At 56.7% G+C, this 17,196-nt stretch carries 19 protein-coding genes; 12 read left to right on the top strand and 7 right to left on the bottom strand.

Going from position 1 to position 17,196, the window contains the following annotated elements; all coding sequences use genetic code 11:
• Positions 1-7 precede the first annotated feature (7 nt).
• Positions 8-1,117 carry a DUF1615 domain-containing protein gene (locus tag AB1287_RS02660; RefSeq protein ID WP_435616856.1) on the top strand — a complete coding sequence of 370 codons (1,110 nt, stop codon included), beginning with the start codon at positions 8-10 and terminating at the stop codon, positions 1,115-1,117.
• On the opposite strand, the gene AB1287_RS02655 is transcribed toward AB1287_RS02660, so the two are convergent.
• The gene (locus AB1287_RS02655; protein WP_312624841.1) at positions 1,108-1,410 is read right to left on the bottom strand and encodes a DUF2755 family protein; all 303 of its coding nucleotides are present in this window, start codon (positions 1,408-1,410) and stop codon (positions 1,108-1,110) included. The two genes, AB1287_RS02660 and AB1287_RS02655, sit on opposite strands and share 10 nt — an antisense overlap.
• Before the next feature lie 280 nt (positions 1,411-1,690).
• On the opposite strand from AB1287_RS02655, the gene AB1287_RS02650 reads away from it, so the two are divergent.
• Complete coding sequence (locus tag AB1287_RS02650) at positions 1,691-1,909, top strand: DUF2754 domain-containing protein (RefSeq protein ID WP_435616855.1); 219 nt, start codon at positions 1,691-1,693, stop codon at positions 1,907-1,909.
• Positions 1,910-1,944: 35 nt separating this feature from the next.
• On the opposite strand, the gene ddlA is transcribed toward AB1287_RS02650, so the two are convergent.
• Entirely contained in the window at positions 1,945-3,045 is a 1,101-nt protein-coding gene (gene ddlA, locus AB1287_RS02645; protein ID WP_312624839.1) for a D-alanine--D-alanine ligase, read from the bottom strand.
• Between the two features lie 94 nt (positions 3,046-3,139).
• Between ddlA and AB1287_RS02640 the strand changes: the two genes are divergently transcribed.
• The 4 genes from AB1287_RS02640 to psiF all read left to right on the top strand — a co-directional run bounded on the left by AB1287_RS02640 (position 3,140) and on the right by psiF (position 6,096).
• Complete coding sequence (locus AB1287_RS02640) at positions 3,140-3,787, top strand: extensin family protein (RefSeq protein ID WP_435616854.1); 648 nt, start codon at positions 3,140-3,142, stop codon at positions 3,785-3,787.
• Between the two features lie 168 nt (positions 3,788-3,955).
• The gene (locus AB1287_RS02635; protein ID WP_312624837.1) at positions 3,956-5,158 is read left to right on the top strand and encodes a multidrug efflux MFS transporter; all 1,203 of its coding nucleotides are present in this window, start codon (positions 3,956-3,958) and stop codon (positions 5,156-5,158) included.
• A 190-nt stretch (positions 5,159-5,348) separates the two neighbouring features.
• Positions 5,349-5,609: an anti-adapter protein IraP gene (gene iraP, locus AB1287_RS02630; protein WP_312624836.1), complete on the top strand. Its 261-nt coding sequence runs from the start codon at positions 5,349-5,351 to the stop codon at positions 5,607-5,609.
• A 166-nt stretch (positions 5,610-5,775) separates the two neighbouring features.
• On the top strand, positions 5,776-6,096 hold the full coding sequence (gene psiF, locus AB1287_RS02625; RefSeq protein ID WP_312624835.1) for a phosphate starvation-inducible protein PsiF: 321 nt from the start codon (positions 5,776-5,778) through the stop codon (positions 6,094-6,096).
• 48 nt (positions 6,097-6,144) lie between these two features.
• Here the strand turns inward: psiF and proC are convergent, their stop codons facing one another.
• Complete coding sequence (gene proC / locus AB1287_RS02620; protein ID WP_312624834.1) at positions 6,145-6,954, bottom strand: pyrroline-5-carboxylate reductase; 810 nt, start codon at positions 6,952-6,954, stop codon at positions 6,145-6,147.
• 113 nt (positions 6,955-7,067) lie between these two features.
• Between proC and AB1287_RS02615 the strand changes: the two genes are divergently transcribed.
• Positions 7,068-7,526, top strand: coding sequence for a YaiI/YqxD family protein (locus AB1287_RS02615; RefSeq protein WP_312624833.1), 459 nt, complete (start codon positions 7,068-7,070; stop codon positions 7,524-7,526).
• Here AB1287_RS02615 and AB1287_RS02610 read toward each other — a convergent pair.
• Positions 7,523-8,224 (bottom strand): DUF2076 domain-containing protein, encoded by a 702-nt coding sequence (locus tag AB1287_RS02610; protein WP_435616853.1) that lies wholly within the window; start codon positions 8,222-8,224, stop codon positions 7,523-7,525. The two genes, AB1287_RS02615 and AB1287_RS02610, sit on opposite strands and share 4 nt — an antisense overlap.
• A 339-nt stretch (positions 8,225-8,563) precedes the next feature.
• Here AB1287_RS02610 and aroL point away from each other — a divergent pair, with 339 nt between their 5' ends.
• The 4 genes from aroL to ppnP all read left to right on the top strand — a co-directional run bounded on the left by aroL (position 8,564) and on the right by ppnP (position 10,647).
• Positions 8,564-9,118: a shikimate kinase AroL gene (aroL, locus tag AB1287_RS02605; RefSeq protein WP_312624920.1), complete on the top strand. Its 555-nt coding sequence runs from the start codon at positions 8,564-8,566 to the stop codon at positions 9,116-9,118.
• 39 nt (positions 9,119-9,157) lie between these two features.
• The gene (locus AB1287_RS02600; protein ID WP_312624832.1) at positions 9,158-9,349 is read left to right on the top strand and encodes a YaiA family protein; all 192 of its coding nucleotides are present in this window, start codon (positions 9,158-9,160) and stop codon (positions 9,347-9,349) included.
• Positions 9,350-9,600: 251 nt separating this feature from the next.
• On the top strand, positions 9,601-10,278 hold the full coding sequence (locus AB1287_RS02595) for an AroM family protein (RefSeq protein WP_435616852.1): 678 nt from the start codon (positions 9,601-9,603) through the stop codon (positions 10,276-10,278).
• An 84-nt stretch (positions 10,279-10,362) separates the two neighbouring features.
• Positions 10,363-10,647, top strand: coding sequence for a pyrimidine/purine nucleoside phosphorylase (gene ppnP / locus AB1287_RS02590; RefSeq protein WP_312624830.1), 285 nt, complete (start codon positions 10,363-10,365; stop codon positions 10,645-10,647).
• A gap of 50 nt (positions 10,648-10,697) precedes the next feature.
• On the opposite strand, the gene rdgC is transcribed toward ppnP, so the two are convergent.
• Positions 10,698-11,609, bottom strand: a complete 912-nt coding sequence (rdgC, locus tag AB1287_RS02585; protein WP_097161667.1) for a recombination-associated protein RdgC — start codon at positions 11,607-11,609, stop codon at positions 10,698-10,700.
• Positions 11,610-11,702: 93 nt separating this feature from the next.
• Here rdgC and mak point away from each other — a divergent pair, with 93 nt between their 5' ends.
• The gene (gene mak, locus AB1287_RS02580; protein WP_435616851.1) at positions 11,703-12,608 is read left to right on the top strand and encodes a fructokinase; all 906 of its coding nucleotides are present in this window, start codon (positions 11,703-11,705) and stop codon (positions 12,606-12,608) included.
• A 96-nt stretch (positions 12,609-12,704) separates the two neighbouring features.
• On the opposite strand, the gene sbcC is transcribed toward mak, so the two are convergent.
• The gene (sbcC, locus tag AB1287_RS02575; RefSeq protein WP_435616850.1) at positions 12,705-15,845 is read right to left on the bottom strand and encodes an exonuclease subunit SbcC; all 3,141 of its coding nucleotides are present in this window, start codon (positions 15,843-15,845) and stop codon (positions 12,705-12,707) included.
• Entirely contained in the window at positions 15,842-17,044 is a 1,203-nt protein-coding gene (gene sbcD, locus AB1287_RS02570; protein WP_435616849.1) for an exonuclease subunit SbcD, read from the bottom strand. Before sbcD ends, sbcC begins: the two co-directional genes overlap by 4 nt.
• Between the last annotated feature and the right edge of the window lie 152 nt (positions 17,045-17,196).

Raw genomic sequence — 17,196 nt, 5'->3', positions numbered from 1 at the left:
ATGCCCGATGGCGACAGCCACATCACGTAAGGGTTCGATTTCACTGACGCTGCTCGCTGGCGTCATTCTGGCAGGCTGTACCAGCCAGAAGCCGGTGATGAAAGCGGGGGAAAAGCCGGTGGATGTCGCCGCGGTGGTCAGGCAGAAAATGCCCGCCGGCGTAAAAGACAGAGAAGAGTGGGCGCAAAGCATCGCGAAGGCGTTCGAAAGCCAGAAGCTCGCGCCTACCGAAGAGAACGTCTGCTCGGTGCTGGCTGTGGCGCAGCAGGAGTCGAACTATCAGTCCGATCCTGCGGTGCCGGGCCTGAGCAAAATAGCCTGGCAGGAGATAGACCGCCGGGCCCAGAAGGTGCATGTTCCGTTATTTGTGGTGCACACCGCCCTGAAGATCTCGTCGCCGAACGGCAAATCCTACAGTGAGCGCCTGGATACGGTGAAAACCGAAAAGCAGCTCAGCGCTATTTTTGATGATTTCATCGGCATGGTGCCCATGGGGCAGACGCTGTTTGGTTCGCTCAATCCGGTGCATACCGGCGGCCCGATGCAGGTCAGCATTGCGTTCGCCGAGGCGCATCAAAAAGGCTATCCGTGGAAAATGGAAGGCACCGTGCGTCAGGAAGTGTTCTCTCTGCGCGGCGGGCTGTGGTTCGGGACGTATCACCTGCTTAACTATCCGGCGAGCTACAGCGCGCCGCTGTATCGTTTTGCTGATTTTAACGCCGGCTGGTACGCGAGCCGCAATGCTGCTTTCCAGAATGCGGTCAGCCGGGCAAGCGGGGTGAAGCTGGCGCTGGACGGCGATCTGATTCGTTATGACAGCGATGAGGCGGGTAAAACCGAGCTGGCGGTGCAGAAACTGGCCTCGCAGCTTGGCCTGAGCAACCGCGAAATTCATCAGCAGCTGCAAAAGGGCGACAGCCAGGATTTTGAAGAGATGGCGCTCTATAAGGGCGTTTATCGACTGGCGGAAGCGAAAACCGGGAAGGCGTTAGCGCGAGAAATGCTGCCGGGGATCCAGCTTGAGAGCCCGAAAATCACTCGTAACCTCACCACGGCATGGTTTGCGAAACGGGTCGACGATCGTCGGGCCAGCTGTATGGCGTCAGGTCAGAAGTAGCGACGCCAGCGCAGGAAGAGTGCAATTACGCCGAGTACGGCGCAGCCTGCCAGAAAAGGTATCAGTCCAAACAGCGTGCCGACGGCGAAACCGATTTCAATCCGCGGGCGGCCGCTGTCCTGAACCTGCATCAAATGTTCGTACACGCCTGGGGCGTGAACCAGCAGATTGAGCACCTGCGCACCCGCCCAGAAGCAGAGCAGCACAAAAAGCGCATACGCGACGTTACCCGGCGCGGAGGATCTCCTTTTTCTCCCGGCCATAATCGACCTGGATAAGGTGAATTCAGTCATAACAACCTCCTGATACAACTTGCGCGCTGACTGCGTCAGGCATTTTGTTTTAGTGCTGGCCTCAGCCAGGCTCTGTTGCAGTGAGTCTGACAGCAGATAGCGATTGTCAATATCAGATTCGTGGTAATTTACGCCAGGTAATATTCCTAAAGGGGAATTTTTTAGCCGCGATCACAAAGTGGCCCGCAACGGAACCTGATGATGTTAAATATTTGCTAAGTGCCGCGCAGACTGCGGCCCGGGAATGTGCGACGATAGCGTTTTCTCATACGGAGTGGTTATGAAACTGCCTGATAAAATTCGCCGCGACTGGCATTACTATGCCTTTGCCATCGGCCTGATTTTTATCCTGAACGGCGTCGTCGGGCTGTTGGGATTTGAAGCGAAGGGCTGGCAAACATATGCCGTTGGGCTGGTGACATGGGTGATTAGCTTCTGGCTGGCAGGGTTTGTCATTCGCCGTCGCCCGGTGGAAGAGAAGCCAAACCCGGAAGTGTAAACCGGGCAGCGAGGGAGCCACCCGGCCTTATCATATCAGGTGTTCATGGTGGTTTTCAGCGCCACGTTGGCCTGATGGCGTTCGAGCGCCAGCTCAATCAGGCGGGTGATGAGGCTGGTGTAATCCAGACCGCTCGCCTGCCACAGTTTTGGATACATGCTGATGTTGGTGAAGCCAGGCAGCGTGTTGATTTCGTTAATAATGACTTCATTATCTGCCGTCAGGAACACGTCCACGCGGGCCATGCCGCTGCAGCCGAGTGCCTGATACGCGTCAACGGCGGTCTGGCGGATTTTGTCGTTCACCGCTGCATCGATGGCTGCAGGCACCACCACTTTCGCGCCGTTATCATCAATGTATTTAGTGTCGTAGGCGTAAAACTCACTGTTCAGGACGATTTCACCGCAGGTGCTTGCTTGCGGATAGTCGTTACCGAGGACGGCGCATTCGATTTCGCGGCCGTTGATGCCGGTTTCCACCACCACTTTATGGTCAAACTCAAAGGCCAATGCCACCGCCTGCAGATACTGCTCTTCGGTTTTCACTTTGCTGACGCCCACGGAGGAGCCCTGGTTCGCCGGTTTGACGAACAGCGGCAGACCGAGTTTTTCTTTCACATCGACGAAGCTGAATGTGTCGCGGTTGGCGCGCGTCAGCGTCACGAAAGGTGCTATTGCCAGGCCTGCATCGCGCAGAAGACGCTTGGTGACGTCTTTATCCATACAGGCGGCGGAGCTCAGGACATCAGAGCCGACAAACGGCAGGTTCGCCATGCGCAGCATGCCCTGTAAGGAACCGTCTTCCCCCAGCGTGCCGTGCACGATTGGGAAGATAACGTCGATGGCCGGAAGCGGCTGGCCATTTTCCGCGTTGATGAGCTGCTCAGCTGCTTTGCCGGGGATCTGGGCAAGCGTGACATCGGACGGTCGCAGTGCAATACGGGCAGGATCCTGCGCGTTCAGCAAATAGCTGTTGGCATCATTGATGTGCCACTGCCCCTGTTTATCAATGCCCAGCAGCACCACGTCAAATCGCGACTTGTCCATCGCTTCTACAATGTTCTTCGCCGACTGCAAAGAGACTTCATGCTCCGCTGATTTACCGCCAAAGACGACCCCAACCCGCAACTTAGCCATTTCCACACTCATCTACAAAAACAGAAAGCCGATACCATAGCACGTCGACCCGGTCGCTTCTGCCATAATCTTAGTTTTCTCAGCGGGAGTGAAAATGGGCGTGAAGGGCATCATTGCTTTGCTGGCGATAGGAGTGGCGGGGTACCTGACCTGGCGCTTTCTGCCACCTTACTACAATCCGTTTGCACCGTTTTCACTGGACGATCCGCCGGGGCGCATTGCTCAATTCAAGTTACGCCGTTTGCCGGAGGCAAGCTGTCCGGTGCTACTGCAGCAGGCTAACGAGCGCGGCTGGATTAGCAGTAAAACGTTGCCCGATAGCGACGGACCTTGTCCATTACACCAGCCTGTGCGGGTGATGAACTTCGAAGATGTCCGGCTCAGCAGCGCACTTTTTGTGCAGCAGCAGATTAAGCCATTGGCGCAACGAATGCAGGGATCGGCGCTGCGCCAGATTGACCATCTTGGCAGCTATGCCTGCCGGAATATCTATCACCGGGAAAACGCCCGGTTGAGCGAACATGCGAGCGCCGATGCGCTGGATGTCAGCGGTTTTCGGTTTGCCAATGGGCAGCGAATAACCGTCTTAAAGGGCTGGTATCAGCCAGCACAGGCACCTTTCCTGCAGGCGGTACTCTCAGCGAGCTGCCGCTATTATGGAAATGGCCTGGGTCCAGAGTACAACGCCGCGCATGCGAACCACTTTCACCTGGGAATGCGCGGTTACGGACTTTGCCGGTGAGTATATCGCTCTGTGAAATGGACGCTTTTTCGTGAGATTAATCACATAAACAAGCGATAAGGAAATAAAACACCAAACTCCCGTTCAGCGCATCTCGCGCCATACAAGCAGACTTTTGGCTTGCTATGCTGGGCATTACGTACCAAAAACGAATGAAAACCCGTAGTTATGGAATCCTGGAAGGTTAACCTTATTTCCGTCTGGTTTGGCTGTTTCTTCACTGGCCTTGCCATTAGTCAAATCCTGCCTTTTTTGCCGCTGTATGTTTCCCAGTTGGGGGTCACGTCCCACGAGGCGCTGTCGATGTGGTCGGGGCTGACTTTCAGCGTCACGTTTCTGGTGTCGGCGATTGTCTCGCCGATGTGGGGCAGCCTTGCGGACCGTAAAGGGCGCAAGCTCATGCTGCTGCGCGCCTCTCTGGGGATGGCGATTGCCATTCTGCTCCAGGCCTTTGCCACTAACGTCTGGCAGCTGTTCATCCTGCGTGCCGTCATGGGGCTGACCTCTGGCTATATCCCGAATGCGATGGCGCTGGTGGCCTCGCAGGTGCCGCGTGAGCGCAGCGGCTGGGCGTTAAGCACCTTATCAACCGCACAGATCAGCGGCGTGATTGGCGGGCCGCTGCTGGGCGGATTTTTAGCCGATCATGTCGGCCTGCGTGCGGTGTTTTTTATCACCGCCATCCTGCTGACGGTAAGCTTCCTGGTAACGTTGTTCCTGATTAAAGAAGGCGCTCGCCCTCAGGTCAGCAAAGCCGACCGCCTGAGTGGGAAAGCTGTTTTTGCTTCGCTCACTTATCCCGGGCTTGTTATCAGTCTGTTTTTCACCACGCTGGTTATTCAGCTTTGCAATGGCTCCATCGGCCCGATTCTGGCGCTGTTTATTAAATCCATGTCGCCGGACAGCACCAATATTGCGTTTCTGGCGGGGATGATCGCTGCCGTGCCGGGGATTTCTGCGCTTATCTCCGCGCCGCGTCTGGGGAAACTGGGCGACAGAATTGGCGCTCACCGCATCCTGCTGGCGACGCTGTTTTGCGCGGTGGTGATGTTCTTTGCCATGTCTTTTGTAACCACGCCGTTCCAGCTTGGCGTCCTGCGTTTTCTGCTCGGCTTTGCTGATGGTGCGATGCTGCCTGCGGTGCAAACGCTGCTGCTGAAATATTCGAGCGATCAGGTTACCGGGCGTATCTTCGGCTATAACCAGTCGTTTATGTATCTGGGGAACGTTGTCGGGCCGCTGATTGGCGCGTCTGTTTCCGCGATGGCTGGTTTTCGCTGGGTATTTGTCGCAACGGCGATTGTGGTGCTCATCAATCTTTTGCAGCTTGCCTTTATGTTACGCCGCCGCCAGAGCCTTTCAGCGAAATAAGAGATAACGGGGCGGAGGCATTATTATTCCGCTCCCCCTCAATTCTGGTGGGGGTTATTTATGCGAGAGAAACGTTTCGCCATCGACTGAATTTGCATAATGGCGAAAATATCAAATAATTCTTATACCGACTATGCATTATGGACCATCGGTGCTACCGTCTCAGGCATTCTCATAAGGAAGTCTCGCCATGAAAAATCTGATTGCAGAGTTGTTGGTTAAGCTTGCACAAAAGGAAGAAGAATCAAAAGAGTTAGTGGTACAGGTTGAAGCGCTGGAGATTGTGGTGACCGCGCTGTTACGCCATATGCGGCAGCCGGAACAACAGGCTTTGATCACGGATATTGAAGCGGCATTAGAACAAGCCAAACCTGAACTTCAGGTTCCCGAGCACGACACCGAATTACTGCATCAGTATATAAAAAAGCTGTTACGGCATCCGCGTAATTAAGGAGGATGCCGTATTGTTAAGCCGCAATTCACTCCAGTATGATTGCCGCTTAACAATTAATCCTGACAGTGCTGACGGCTTTTATTGCTATTTTTTTTTCATCCCTCGTGATTTTTTTCTCTGAAGCAGCCAAAATTACGGTGCTACTTCACAAAAGGATGGTGCAATGAAAATAACATTACTGGTGTCTTTGCTGTGTGGCATGGCGTTTATGACCACTGCGCATGCAGCAGAAAAAACGATGACGCCGCAACAGCAGCGTATGACCACCTGTAACCAACAGGCAACGTCAAAAACGCTGAAAGGCGACGCGCGTAAAACCTATATGAGCGACTGCCTGAAAAACGGTAGCTCAAAACCGGAAGAAAAAAGTCTGACCCCGCAGCAGCAGAAAATGCGTGAATGTAACGCCACCGCGACGCAACAGTCGCTCAAAGGTGACGATCGCAAAAAATTCATGAGCGCCTGTCTGAAGAAAACAGGTTAAAGGCGGGAAAAGGGCGGGTGAGCCGCAGTCAGACTCACCCGTTTATCGTTATGATTTACTCAGCTTCTCTGATTTTTCCATACAGCTGACCATCGCCTCGATCACCGCCGAACGGAAGCCTTTCTCCTCCAGCACGCGCACCGCTTCAATGGTGGTGCCGCCTGGAGAACAAACCATGTCTTTCAGCTCGCCAGGGTGCATACCGGTTTCCAGCACCATTTTGGCTGAACCCATCACCGCCTGAGCGGCGAATTTGTACGCCTGTGCACGCGGCATACCGCCAAGCACGGCCGCATCGGCCATCGCTTCAATAAACATAAACACGTAGGCTGGCGCAGAGCCGCTAACGCCGACGACCGGGTGGATCATCGGCTCGGCAATCACTTCGGCTTCGCCAAAGCAGCGGAAAATGGTCACCACATCGGCGATGTCTTCGCTGGTCACCAGCGCGTTTGGCGTAATGGAGGTCATCCCGGCGTTGACCAGCGAAGGGGTGTTTGGCATAGCACGAACAATTTTACGATCGTGACCCAGCGCGCGGGCGAGCTGATCGAGCGTGACGCCTGCGGCAATAGACACCACCAGCGTCTCCTTATTGAAGCTGGAGGCGACGTCGCTCAGTACCTTGGTCATGATGCCAGGCTTCACGGCGCCGAAGACGATATCGGCGACCTGAGCCACTTCCTGCGCGCTTTGCGCGGCGTTGATACCATATTGATCGTGCAGGGCGGCGACTTTTTCCGGCGACGGCGTGTAGACCCAAATCTGTGTGGGCTGCACCTGGCCGCTTGCGATAAGGCCACCGAGGATAGCTTTCCCCATATTGCCGCAGCCGATGAAACCGATCTTCTTCTCCATTCTGTCTCTCCCTCAGCGTTTTTCCGATAATGGTTATTAGCTTATCATCTTGTGGCTTTGCGGGAAGAGTAAAGCAGGCGACAATGCCGCGGTTAACGGATTCAGGAGTCGATATGGCAATTTGGGTGGACGCGGATGCGTGTCCGAATGTGATTAAAGAGATCCTGTTTCGCGCGGCGGACAGAACGCAAACGCAGGTCACGCTGGTGGCGAATCAGAATATCCGTGTGCCGCCGTCGCGGTTTATCCGCTCGCTGCGGGTGCCTTCTGGCTTTGACGTAGCGGATAACGAAATTGTGCGCCAGTGTCAGCCGGGCGATCTGGTGATCACCGCGGATATTCCACTGGCGGCAGAAGTGCTGGCGAAAGGCGGTGCGGCGCTGAACCCGCGCGGCGAGCGCTACAGCGAAGCCACCATCCGTGAACGCCTGACGATGCGGGACTTTATGGATACGCTGCGGGCGAGCGGCATCCAGACCGGCGGTCCGGACAGCCTCTCACAGCGCGATCGCCAGCAGTTTGCCGCTGAGCTCGATAAATGGCTGCTGGCGGTGAAGCGCGGGCAGGCTTAGACCCAGCTGTCGTCGTCGCTGCCGAAATCGTCGTTATCGAAGTCGTCGGTGCTGAAGCCGGTATTGTTCCAGTCATCATTGCCGCTAGCGGCGAAATCGGTGCCGTCATCCGGCAGGAACTGCGCGTCGCTGGCCTGCGTCAGGTCATCGGCGGCCGGAGCCGGCGTTTCCTCGATGATGTTGACGATTTCCTGGGGATGCGAGCCCGAAAACATGTTCATCAACATGTTGCCGAGCACCACGCCGCCCGCGACGCCTGCGGTTGTCTGCAATGCTCCGGCCATAAAACCGCCGCCGCTGCGCCCTGGTGCGTAATTCTGAGCCTGAGGAGCGGTATAACCGGTCTGCGGCGGTGCCGTTGGGCGACCATAGTTTTGCGCGCCGGGAATAGGGTCTGCCCCGCGCGGCTGAGGCTGACTGCCGCCAAACAGCCCAGCGAGAAAGCCACCGCTGCTCTGTTTTGTAGCCTGAAGCTGTGCCAGATCGCTTTCCAGCGCCTGAATTCGCTCGTTCAGCTGTTTGATTGCCGCTTCCTGAATCAGCAGGGTTTGCGCCATGTAGTAGGGCGCGGCAGGCTGTGCCTGAACATGTTGCGCAATGATGCGCTCGGCGTTAGCATCGCGCGGCGCGCTTTGGGTTTCGGCCTGCTGCAGGCGAGAGAAAAGCCCGTCGATCAGCCGTTGTTCTTCGGATTGCATGAGTGACTCCTCAATAGCACGGACACGATAGCGCTTAGTTTGTCTGAAACCTTCGTGCTGTAAAGGCGAGTAACGTAAAGCTGTGCGGAAATGTGTTACCTTTTGCAGCGGGGCGTGCTTGTCAACAGACGGCCGTTTCATGTAAGGTTGCCGCAACACTTAATGACACTATTTCTTTACACTCGCACATTCTCTTCCGACCAATAACCACAACGAAAAGAGAGAGTAGATGTTGCGTGTGTAACTCTATTTTTACACTTACTTGCGTACTAGTTTGATGATATTATCGTCGCTCATGCGCACGGCTCGTAATACCGCCGTACCAGGGGGAACTCAGTGATAACACAGCCCATTTTTCTTATCGGCGCCCGCGGCTGCGGTAAAACCACGGTCGGGCAAAAGCTTGCTCAGGCCTGCCAGTTTACTTTCATCGATACCGACCAGATCCTGCAACAGCGCGCGCAGCGAAGCATTGCGGATATTGTGGCTGATGAAGGCTGGCCTGCGTTTCGCGCACTTGAAACCCGGACATTACAGTCGCTGGCGGCATCGCACGCGGTCGTTGCGACCGGTGGCGGCATTATTCTGGCGCCGGTGAACCGGGAATTTCTGCGTGATAATGGGATCGTGATTTACCTGAAAGCGCCCGTATCGGTGCTTGCAGGGCGCCTCGAGCTCTCCCCGGAGGATTCACAGCGCCCGACGCTGACCGGTAAGCCCATCGTTGAAGAAGTGCGTGAAATTCTCGCCCAACGTGATGCGCTATACGGTGAAACCGCGCACTACGTGGTTGATGCTGCCGGTGAGCCTGTTGAAGTCGTTGCGCAGATTTTGGCGGTCCTCGCCGCAGATCGCGCACCGGTCCAGCCATTAAAGTCAGCAACTGCTGGCTAACGCCTATACTTAAAGCTCTGAACCTAAAGAGGAAGAGCTATGCCGTCCAATCCCCCGTATCCACGTAAAGCCCGTATTGTCACCGTCGAGAAAGGTGAGCCGGGTCAGTCGGTGACCTGGTATGAGCTGCGGGCCGATCACCCTAAACCCGACTCATTGATTAGCGAACATTCAACTCAGGCGGAAGCGCTCGATGCCAAACGGCGTTACGAAGATCCAGGCAAGTCATAATTTGCACAAAAGCGTTGCGCAACGCCCGCCCAATGCGGGCGTAAATCACACTTTTTAGCTAAACATTGATGTTAATAAAAAGTTAATATCCAGATAATGCTGACGTAAACTGGATCTAACTGGAAACTTTACAAACAGTTCTGGAATGAAGCTGCTACGCTTCTGAACGGTTGTTTTTTAGCCATCCAGGGGGCTGTCAGCAGCAGTAAGCCTGTATCGAAGCTGTGGTGTTGTAATAAAAGGGTCATAACATGAGTGCGACTTTGGCCATTCTTACCATCGGTGTGGTTCCGTTGCGTGAGGTGTTGCCGCTACTAACGGAGCACATCAGGGAAGATCAAATAACCCATGTCAGTCTGCTGGGTAAAATGACGCGTGAAGCGGTCATGGAAGAGTACGCCGCAAGCCCCGGCGAAGAGGTGCTGATTACTCTTCTCAATGATAATCAACTGGCTGAAGTGTCTCGCGCGAAGGTTGAACGCGATCTGCAGTCGGTGGTGGAGGTTCTGGATAATCAGGATTATGACGTTATCCTGCTGATGAGCACCGCGCCGATCGGCGGTCTCGTTGCCCGCAATGCCATTCTTATCGAACCCCAGCGTATTATTCCGCCTTTGGTTGGCTCCATTGTCGACGGTCATCAGGTCGGCGTCATCGTGCCCATTCCTGAGCTGATGAACACCCAGCGCAGCAAATGGCAGGCGTTACAGAATGCGCCACATTACGCGCTCGCCAACCCTGTTCATGGCACAAGCGACGAGCTTATCGCCGCCGGACAGCAGCTGATTGGCCTTGGCGCGGATGTGCTGATGCTCGACTGCCTCGGCTTCCATCAACGGCACCGCGACCTGCTGCAGAAAGCGCTTGATGTGCCGGTTTTGCTGTCTAATGTGCTGGTGGCAAGGCTTGCGGCGGAACTGCTGGTCTGAGCTGATTTTTTTTTGCGTGACAGCCTGCTGTCACGCCCCCTATATTGGATTGGTACACAACAACGACACCAATAAGGGCCAGTTATGCTCCAAAGCAATGAATACTTTGACGGGAAAGTGAAGTCCATCGGGTTTACCAGCAGCAGTACTGGTCGTGCCAGCGTTGGCGTGATGCTGGAAGGGGAATATACGTTTGGTACGGCGCAGCCTGAAGAAATGACCGTCGTGAGCGGAGCGCTGCACGTGCTGCTGCCGGGTGAAACAGAGTGGAAAACCTATGCTGCCGGCCAGGTGTTTAACGTGCCGGGCCACAGCGAGTTCCATCTTCAGGTCGCTGAACCGACCTCTTATCTTTGCCGCTACCTGTAATCTCTTTATTGAAGTAATGCGCCTTCCTGTCTGCACAGGAAGGCATTCGCTTAACGCTGGGCTTCGCCGCCCAGACCTTCCACCAGTTGCGCAACCAGCGCCGCCAGCTCTCCGGTCATCAGAATAAAGTCGGCGTCAAAGCGCTGATCGTAGTTTTCCCGCTCAATATCCTGGTTTTGATCGCGCAGTTCATCGCAGAACTTCAGACGCTTGATGGAGGCGTCGTCACAAATCATAAACTGGATGCGCTGCTGCCAGTCGAGTGCGAGTTTGGTCACCACTTTTCCGGCTTCGATATGCACCGCGATCTCATCGCTGACCAGATCCTGCTTCTTCGCACGGATCACGCCGCCGTCTTCGAGGATCGCTTTTAGCTCTGCTTCATCGAGCAGCTGGAAGCCCTGCGCCACGTTGCCGGAGCGTACCCACTCGGTGAGCGTCAGCTCAATCGGATTTTCCAGCGCCAGCGGCACTACCGGCAGTGAGCCGAGGGTTTTACGCAGCAGGGCGAGGGTATCTTCGCCTTTTTTCGCGCTGGCGCAGTCGACCATGATCAGGCCGTTGACGGTATCGATCCACAGCATCGTCTGGCTGAAGCGGCTGAAGGCGCGAGGCAACAGCGAGTGCAGTACTTCGTCCTTCAGGGAGTCTTTTTCAGTTTTCTTGAGCTTGCGGCCCTGATCGGCCTCGAGCTTGAGGATTTTCGCTTCCAGCGCCTGCTTCACAACCGGAGCGGGCAGGATTTTTTGTTCATAGCGAGCGCAGATCAGGATCTGACCATTGGCTTCGTGGGTGAAAGCATCACTGTGTGAACCCATCGGCGGAACCCAGCCGGTTTTGGCCATGTCCTGGCTGCCGCAGGGCGTGAACGCCAGCGCGGCCAGCTGTTTTTCCATCTCATCAGCACGCAGAGAAATGTCGCGGCTAAGACGGTAAACCATTAAATTTTTGAACCACAGCATGATAATTTCCACGGGGTTAACGTTAAATTCAGCGGGCATGATAGCGAATTGTCACTATGCTTGCATTGTTAATCAGGCACCGGGGAGGCATCTGTGCGTATAGGAATAGATTTGGGTGGAACGAAGACTGAAGTCATTGCGCTCAGCGATCGAGGGGAGCAACTGTTCCGTCATCGCCTGCCTACGCCGCGTGACGACTATCGGCAGACGATTGAAACTATTGCCACGCTGGTCGCAATGGCCGAAAAAGAAACCGGGCAAACCGGGACGGTGGGGATGGGCATTCCGGGTTCGATTTCGCCGTATACCGGCGTGGTCAAAAACGCCAACTCGACCTGGCTTAACGGCCAGCCTTTCGACAAGGATCTGAGTCAGCGTCTGAATCGTGAAGTGCGGCTGGCCAACGACGCTAACTGTCTGGCGGTTTCGGAAGCTATCGACGGCGCGGCTGCCGGGGCTCAAACCGTGTTTGCGGTGATTATCGGTACAGGCTGCGGCGCTGGCGTGGCGCTGGGTGGCAGGGCGCATATTGGCGGCAATGGTACGGCGGGTGAATGGGGCCATAATCCGCTGCCGTGGATGGATGAGGACGAGCTGCGCTACCGCGCTGAAGTGCCATGCTACTGCGGCAAGCAGGGCTGCATCGAAACGTTTATCTCCGGCACCGGGTTTGCTACTGATTACCATCGCTTAAGCGGCAGCCTGCTCAAAGGGAATGAGATCATGCGTCTTGTGGAAGAACAGGATGCCGTTGCAGAGCTGGCGCTCAGCCGCTACGAGCTGCGCCTGGCGAAGTCGCTGGCGCACGTGGTCAATATTCTGGATCCGGACGTCATTGTACTGGGCGGCGGCATGAGCAATGTGGAGCGACTGTACAAAACAGTGCCGGATTTAGTGAAGCACTTCGTTTTTGGCGGCGAATGTGAAACCCCGATTCGCAAGGCATTGCACGGCGACTCAAGCGGCGTGCGCGGTGCGGCATGGCTATGGCCTTTGTAATTTCGTTATGTGCCCGGTGGCGGCTGCGCCTTTCCGGGCCTACTTTTCGTTGCGTAGGCCTGCGCAAGCGTAGCGCCGCCAGGCATTGTCACGATATCATTCCACTGCAAATACCTTATCCAGCCTGCTATAGCCCAGCCCATTAATTTTCTTCACTTTAATCTGCACCGGGATCCGCTCCTTCATCGCCTCGACGTGGCTTATCACACCGATCACTTTCCCGCTGGCGTTCAGGGCGTCGAGCGCATCCAGCGCGGTATCCAGCGTTTCACTGTCGAGCGTGCCAAAGCCTTCGTCAAGGAACAGCGAATCAATGCGAGTCTTGTGGCTGACCAGATCCGAGAGCGCCAGCGCCAGCGCGAGGCTCACGAGGAAACTTTCCCCACCGGAAAGCGTGCGGGTATCACGTACGGCATCGGCCTGCCAGGTGTCCATCACTTCCAGCTCAAGCGCTTCGCTGGCCTTGCGTTTGAGCAGATATCGCCCGTGCAGGCGGCTGAGCTGCTCGTTCGCCAGCCACACCAGATTATCCAGCGTCAGGCCCTGAGCGAATTTGCGGAACTTATCGCCTTCCTTCGAGCCGATAAGCTGGTTCAGCCAGCCCCAGTCTTCGAGGGTTTGCGCGGCGGCATCGATGCGTGTCATCAACGCCTGTTGCTGCTGGCGGTTATCGGCGTCCTGCTTTAGCTGCTGATGAATCTGGCCCTGCGCGGCGCTGTTGTCCCGCAGCTGCTGCGCCAGCTGAGCTAACGCGGCCTGCACCTGCTCGCGGGTGTGCGCTGGCGGTAAATCTTCCGGGCGCTGCTGCTGGTGCGCCGCCAGCGTGGTTTGCGCCTGAGCGGCCAGCGCTTGCTGCTGCGTGAGCTGGCTTTCAAGCTGCTGCTTTAGCTGCTCCAGGCGTTGTTGCGTCTCGTCGTCGAGCAGGGCGGCAAGGAAGGCCGGCTGGTCTGCAAACGGGCTGGCAGCCAGCGCATCGTCGAAGGCTTTCTGTGCGAGCAGAAGCCGTTCACGCGCCTGCGTTTCCTGCTGCTGTAGCGTCTGCCGCTGGCTTTCCAGCGAAACGCAGTCGTGGTGAACCTGCTGCCAGCCGTCAAGCGTAGCTGTGCCCGATGTTTCTTGCCCGGAAACAGGCGGCAGGGTGTCCAGCAAAGGCTGAAGAAGGGACAGTTCCTGTGCGACGGTTTGCTGGCGCTCGCTCTGCTTTTGCCAGTGCTGGCTTTCCGTTTCGCGTGAGGCCAGCCATGCGGCTCCTTCGCCTTGTGAGGGTAACGTCAGGCTAAATGCGGCGAGGGCTTCGCTCAGCTCCGCGAGTCGCGCTTTCGCTTCCTGTTCACGAGCCCGGCGCTCGGCGTTCAGCGCCTGAATTTGCCGCTCCAGCGCCAGCCGCTGCCCGTGCTGATACAACTGCTGCCCGAGATTCTCCTGTTCGTTAAGCCAGCCGCTGACATCCTCGTCCGGCGTTAAGGTGATTTGCAGCCCGTCAACGGTGGCTTGCCACCGTGAGGTGAGCGCTTGCTCCTGTTCGGCGATCGACTGTAGCTCGCTTTGTTCGGCCTGTTGCTGCTTCTGTTGTGCATCAAGCTCACCCTTGAGGCTGGCGCCGAGTTCACGAATCTGGTTGACCTCTTTTTCCAGCGCGTCGCGGCGGGCTTCGTTCACGCCTGGCCTGAGCGCCTGATATTCCGCCACCGCCGGATGCTCCACCGATCCGCAAAGCGGGCAAGGGGCACCGGGTTGCAGACGGGCGCGTTCGGCAGTGAGGTCGGCAATGATTTTTTCCTGCTCGCACAACGTTCTGACGTCATTGAACTGCTGGAGCTTCTCTTTGTATTGCTGGCGACGCGCGGCGAGCTCCGCTCCGCCTTTTTCCAGCGCCTGCTGGCGCTGGGCCAACAGAGGGAGTAGCTGCTGGCGCCGCTTGCTGAGCGGCTGAAACTGCCCTTGCAGCGTGTTCAGCTGCTGACGAAGGGGCCTCAGGCGTTGATGCTGTTCGAGCGCAGCGGCCACGGCGGCCTCATCCAGCGTCAATGTGGACGGCGGCAGGGCATCACGCTGACGGGCGAGCTCGTTCTCACGCTGAGTCAGCTCTTGCAGATGTATGGCATCGCGCTCCTGTTGGTTAAAGGCCGCGCGCCAGCCAGTCAGTTCGCTCGACCAGTGGCGGAAGCGCGCGTTTTCGGTAAGCCACGCTGAGAGTACCTTTTGCTGGCCGGTGAGCTCCTCGTGCTGGCGTTCGGCGCTCAGGCGTAACCGCCCGCGCTGTGTGAGCTGAGCCTGTAAGCGAGTATTCACTTCTTCAATTTTTTGCTGCGTTTGCGTCAGCGACGCCTGATCGTCCTGAAAGCGCAGCCACAGCGGGCGCAGCCTGTCGGCGGGCTGTGCCAGGGCGAGGGCTTCCAGCCGCGGCCGGGCGGCGTTTAATGCATCCTGTGCCGCGGCGAGCGCTGTCTGTGAGCGAAGCTGTGCGTCCTGCATTTCCGCTTCGCGCGTTAGCCACTGCTGCCAGAGCTGGACGCGCTGCTGCTCCGCCTGGTGCTGTTTCTCCTCGTCAGTAAGCGCCTGCAAACGTTGCTGCAGCGCCTGCTGCTGCTCTTCCGTCAGTAAAATCATACCGGAAGCCTGCGCCTGGCATTTTTCCAGTTCGGTTTTGGCTTCTTTATGTTTCTCAAATACTCTCGCCGAAATCTGGCCATAAATTTCGGTGCCGGTCAGCTCTTCCAGCAGCTCAGCACGCTCTTTCGGCTTGGCATTGAGGAAAGCGGCAAACTGGCCCTGGGAGAGCATCATGGAGCGGGTGAAGCGGCCATAGTCGAGACCGGTGAGTGAGGCGGTCAACTCCAGCTTATCTTTGACTTTTTCTGCCAGAATTTTGCCGTCTTCACAGCGGGCCAGCTCCACGCGCGGGGCCTGGAGATTGCCGTCTGGCTGATTTCTGGCACGGTTCTGGCTCCAGAAGGCGCGATAGGCCACGCCTTTCACTTCAAACTCCACTTCCGCGAGGCACTCGGCGGTATCGCGGGTCATCAGGTCGTTTTGCGACTGCGACAGCGTACTGAGGCGCGGCGTTTCGTGGTACAGCGCAAGGCAAATGGCATCCAGCAGCGTGGTTTTGCCCGCGCCCGTTGGCCCGGTAATCGCGAACAGGCCGTTGCTGGCAAACGGTTCAGCGGTGAAATCAATCTTCCATTCGCCCTTCAGCGAACTGAGGTTTTTCAGCCGCAGGCTCAGGATTTTCATGGCTGTTCCTCCCCGGAAAGTTCGCTCAGGGTTTCGGCGAAAAGCTGGTGCAGGCGTTGCTCCTGCGGGGCTTCCAGCGCTTCCAGCGCCAGACGTCGCTCAAAAACGTCTTCGACTTTCAGTTCGCTCAGCGTTTCGCGATGCTCGTTTGCCAGGATGCGCTCGCGCTGTTCGCGGCTGCGGCGAACCAGCAATATCTCGACGGGTAAATCATCGGTCAGCGCCTGAATTTTGCGCTGAATATCGTGCAGATATTCGTCGCTGGTGATTTCGATATCGAGCCACACCGGTGAGGCGGGATCGGCGTCGCGCCACTGTTCCAGCTGCTGGCTGATGCTGGCGAAATCGCCTTTCAGCACGCTCAGCTTTTGCGTAACGGGCACCTCGAGCGGCTCCACGCTTTCCAGCCTGCCTTCGCTGAAATGCACCAGGTTGACGGTTTTGGCTTTACCGGTTTCATCAAAGCTCAGGGAAATCGGCGAGCCGCAGTAGCGAATGTGCTCCGTGCCACCAATTTTTTGCGCACGGTGAATGTGGCCCAGCGCGATGTAGTCGACGGGGGGGAAATTCTGCGCCGGGAAGGCGTCAAGCGTGCCGATATAGATGTCACGCACCGCGTCACTTTTGCTGGCACCGACGGTGGTCAGATGGCCGCTGGCGATGATTGGCAAAGGGCGCTCGCCCCGCAGTTCGCATGCCTGCTGATACTGCTGCTGATAGTAGTTCGTGATCGCCTGTAATAAATGCTGCTGCTTTTCCCCCGCCGATGCACCCGCCTGGCTGACGATAACATCGCGCGGGCGCAGGAACGGAACCGGGCAGAGAATGGCGCCAGGCTTGCCGTCGCGGCACTTCAGTTCGCAGGGCGGTGTGCCGCTGCCCGCCACCACCAGGGTGTTGAGAAACGCCAGAATATCGCGGGACTCGTTGAGCGTGGCGACGGAGTCGTGGTTGCCCGCCAGCACCACCAGCTGGCAGCCGGTCTGCTGGAGCTTCACCACAAAGCGGTTGTAAAGTTCGCGCGCGTAGCTCGGCGGCGAACCGGTATCGAAGATGTCGCCCGCCACGATAATGGCATCTGCCTCTTGCGCCTCTGCGGTGTTCAACAGCCAGTCGAGAAACGCCTCGTGTTCGGCGGCGCGGCTTTTACTGTAAAAGTTCTGGCCAAGGTGCCAGTCAGAGGTATGGAGGATGCGCATTAAGGTGGCCTGTGGCAAAAAAGCGTGACGGCAAGTATAAACGGTTACGGATATCAGGGCGATGACGTGTTTTTCGGTGTCATAATTGAAAAAAACACTATCATAAATCTGTCACAAATCTGACGCATAATGACGCCGCATGATACGCATAT

Origin of the sequence: Scandinavium sp. UTDF21-P1B, assembly GCF_040750395.1 — a bacterium.
Taxonomy (GTDB): Bacteria; Pseudomonadota; Gammaproteobacteria; order Enterobacterales; family Enterobacteriaceae; genus Scandinavium.
The sequence above is the reverse complement of the archived record's forward strand: the minus strand, read 5'-3'. Positions and strand labels throughout refer to the sequence as shown.

Coding starts and splice junctions, on each gene's coding strand:
- AB1287_RS02660 (WP_435616856.1), top strand. CDS start 8: ATGGCGACAGCCACATCACGTAAGGGTTCGATTTCACTGACGCTGCTC.
- AB1287_RS02655 (WP_312624841.1), bottom strand. CDS start 1,410: ATGACTGAATTCACCTTATCCAGGTCGATTATGGCCGGGAGAAAAAGG.
- AB1287_RS02650 (WP_435616855.1), top strand. CDS start 1,691: ATGAAACTGCCTGATAAAATTCGCCGCGACTGGCATTACTATGCCTTT.
- ddlA (WP_312624839.1), bottom strand. CDS start 3,045: ATGGCTAAGTTGCGGGTTGGGGTCGTCTTTGGCGGTAAATCAGCGGAG.
- AB1287_RS02640 (WP_435616854.1), top strand. CDS start 3,140: ATGGGCGTGAAGGGCATCATTGCTTTGCTGGCGATAGGAGTGGCGGGG.
- AB1287_RS02635 (WP_312624837.1), top strand. CDS start 3,956: ATGGAATCCTGGAAGGTTAACCTTATTTCCGTCTGGTTTGGCTGTTTC.
- iraP (WP_312624836.1), top strand. CDS start 5,349: ATGAAAAATCTGATTGCAGAGTTGTTGGTTAAGCTTGCACAAAAGGAA.
- psiF (WP_312624835.1), top strand. CDS start 5,776: ATGAAAATAACATTACTGGTGTCTTTGCTGTGTGGCATGGCGTTTATG.
- proC (WP_312624834.1), bottom strand. CDS start 6,954: ATGGAGAAGAAGATCGGTTTCATCGGCTGCGGCAATATGGGGAAAGCT.
- AB1287_RS02615 (WP_312624833.1), top strand. CDS start 7,068: ATGGCAATTTGGGTGGACGCGGATGCGTGTCCGAATGTGATTAAAGAG.
- AB1287_RS02610 (WP_435616853.1), bottom strand. CDS start 8,224: ATGCAATCCGAAGAACAACGGCTGATCGACGGGCTTTTCTCTCGCCTG.
- AB1287_RS02600 (WP_312624832.1), top strand. CDS start 9,158: ATGCCGTCCAATCCCCCGTATCCACGTAAAGCCCGTATTGTCACCGTC.
- AB1287_RS02595 (WP_435616852.1), top strand. CDS start 9,601: ATGAGTGCGACTTTGGCCATTCTTACCATCGGTGTGGTTCCGTTGCGT.
- ppnP (WP_312624830.1), top strand. CDS start 10,363: ATGCTCCAAAGCAATGAATACTTTGACGGGAAAGTGAAGTCCATCGGG.
- rdgC (WP_097161667.1), bottom strand. CDS start 11,609: ATGCTGTGGTTCAAAAATTTAATGGTTTACCGTCTTAGCCGCGACATT.
- sbcC (WP_435616850.1), bottom strand. CDS start 15,845: ATGAAAATCCTGAGCCTGCGGCTGAAAAACCTCAGTTCGCTGAAGGGC.
- sbcD (WP_435616849.1), bottom strand. CDS start 17,044: ATGCGCATCCTCCATACCTCTGACTGGCACCTTGGCCAGAACTTTTAC.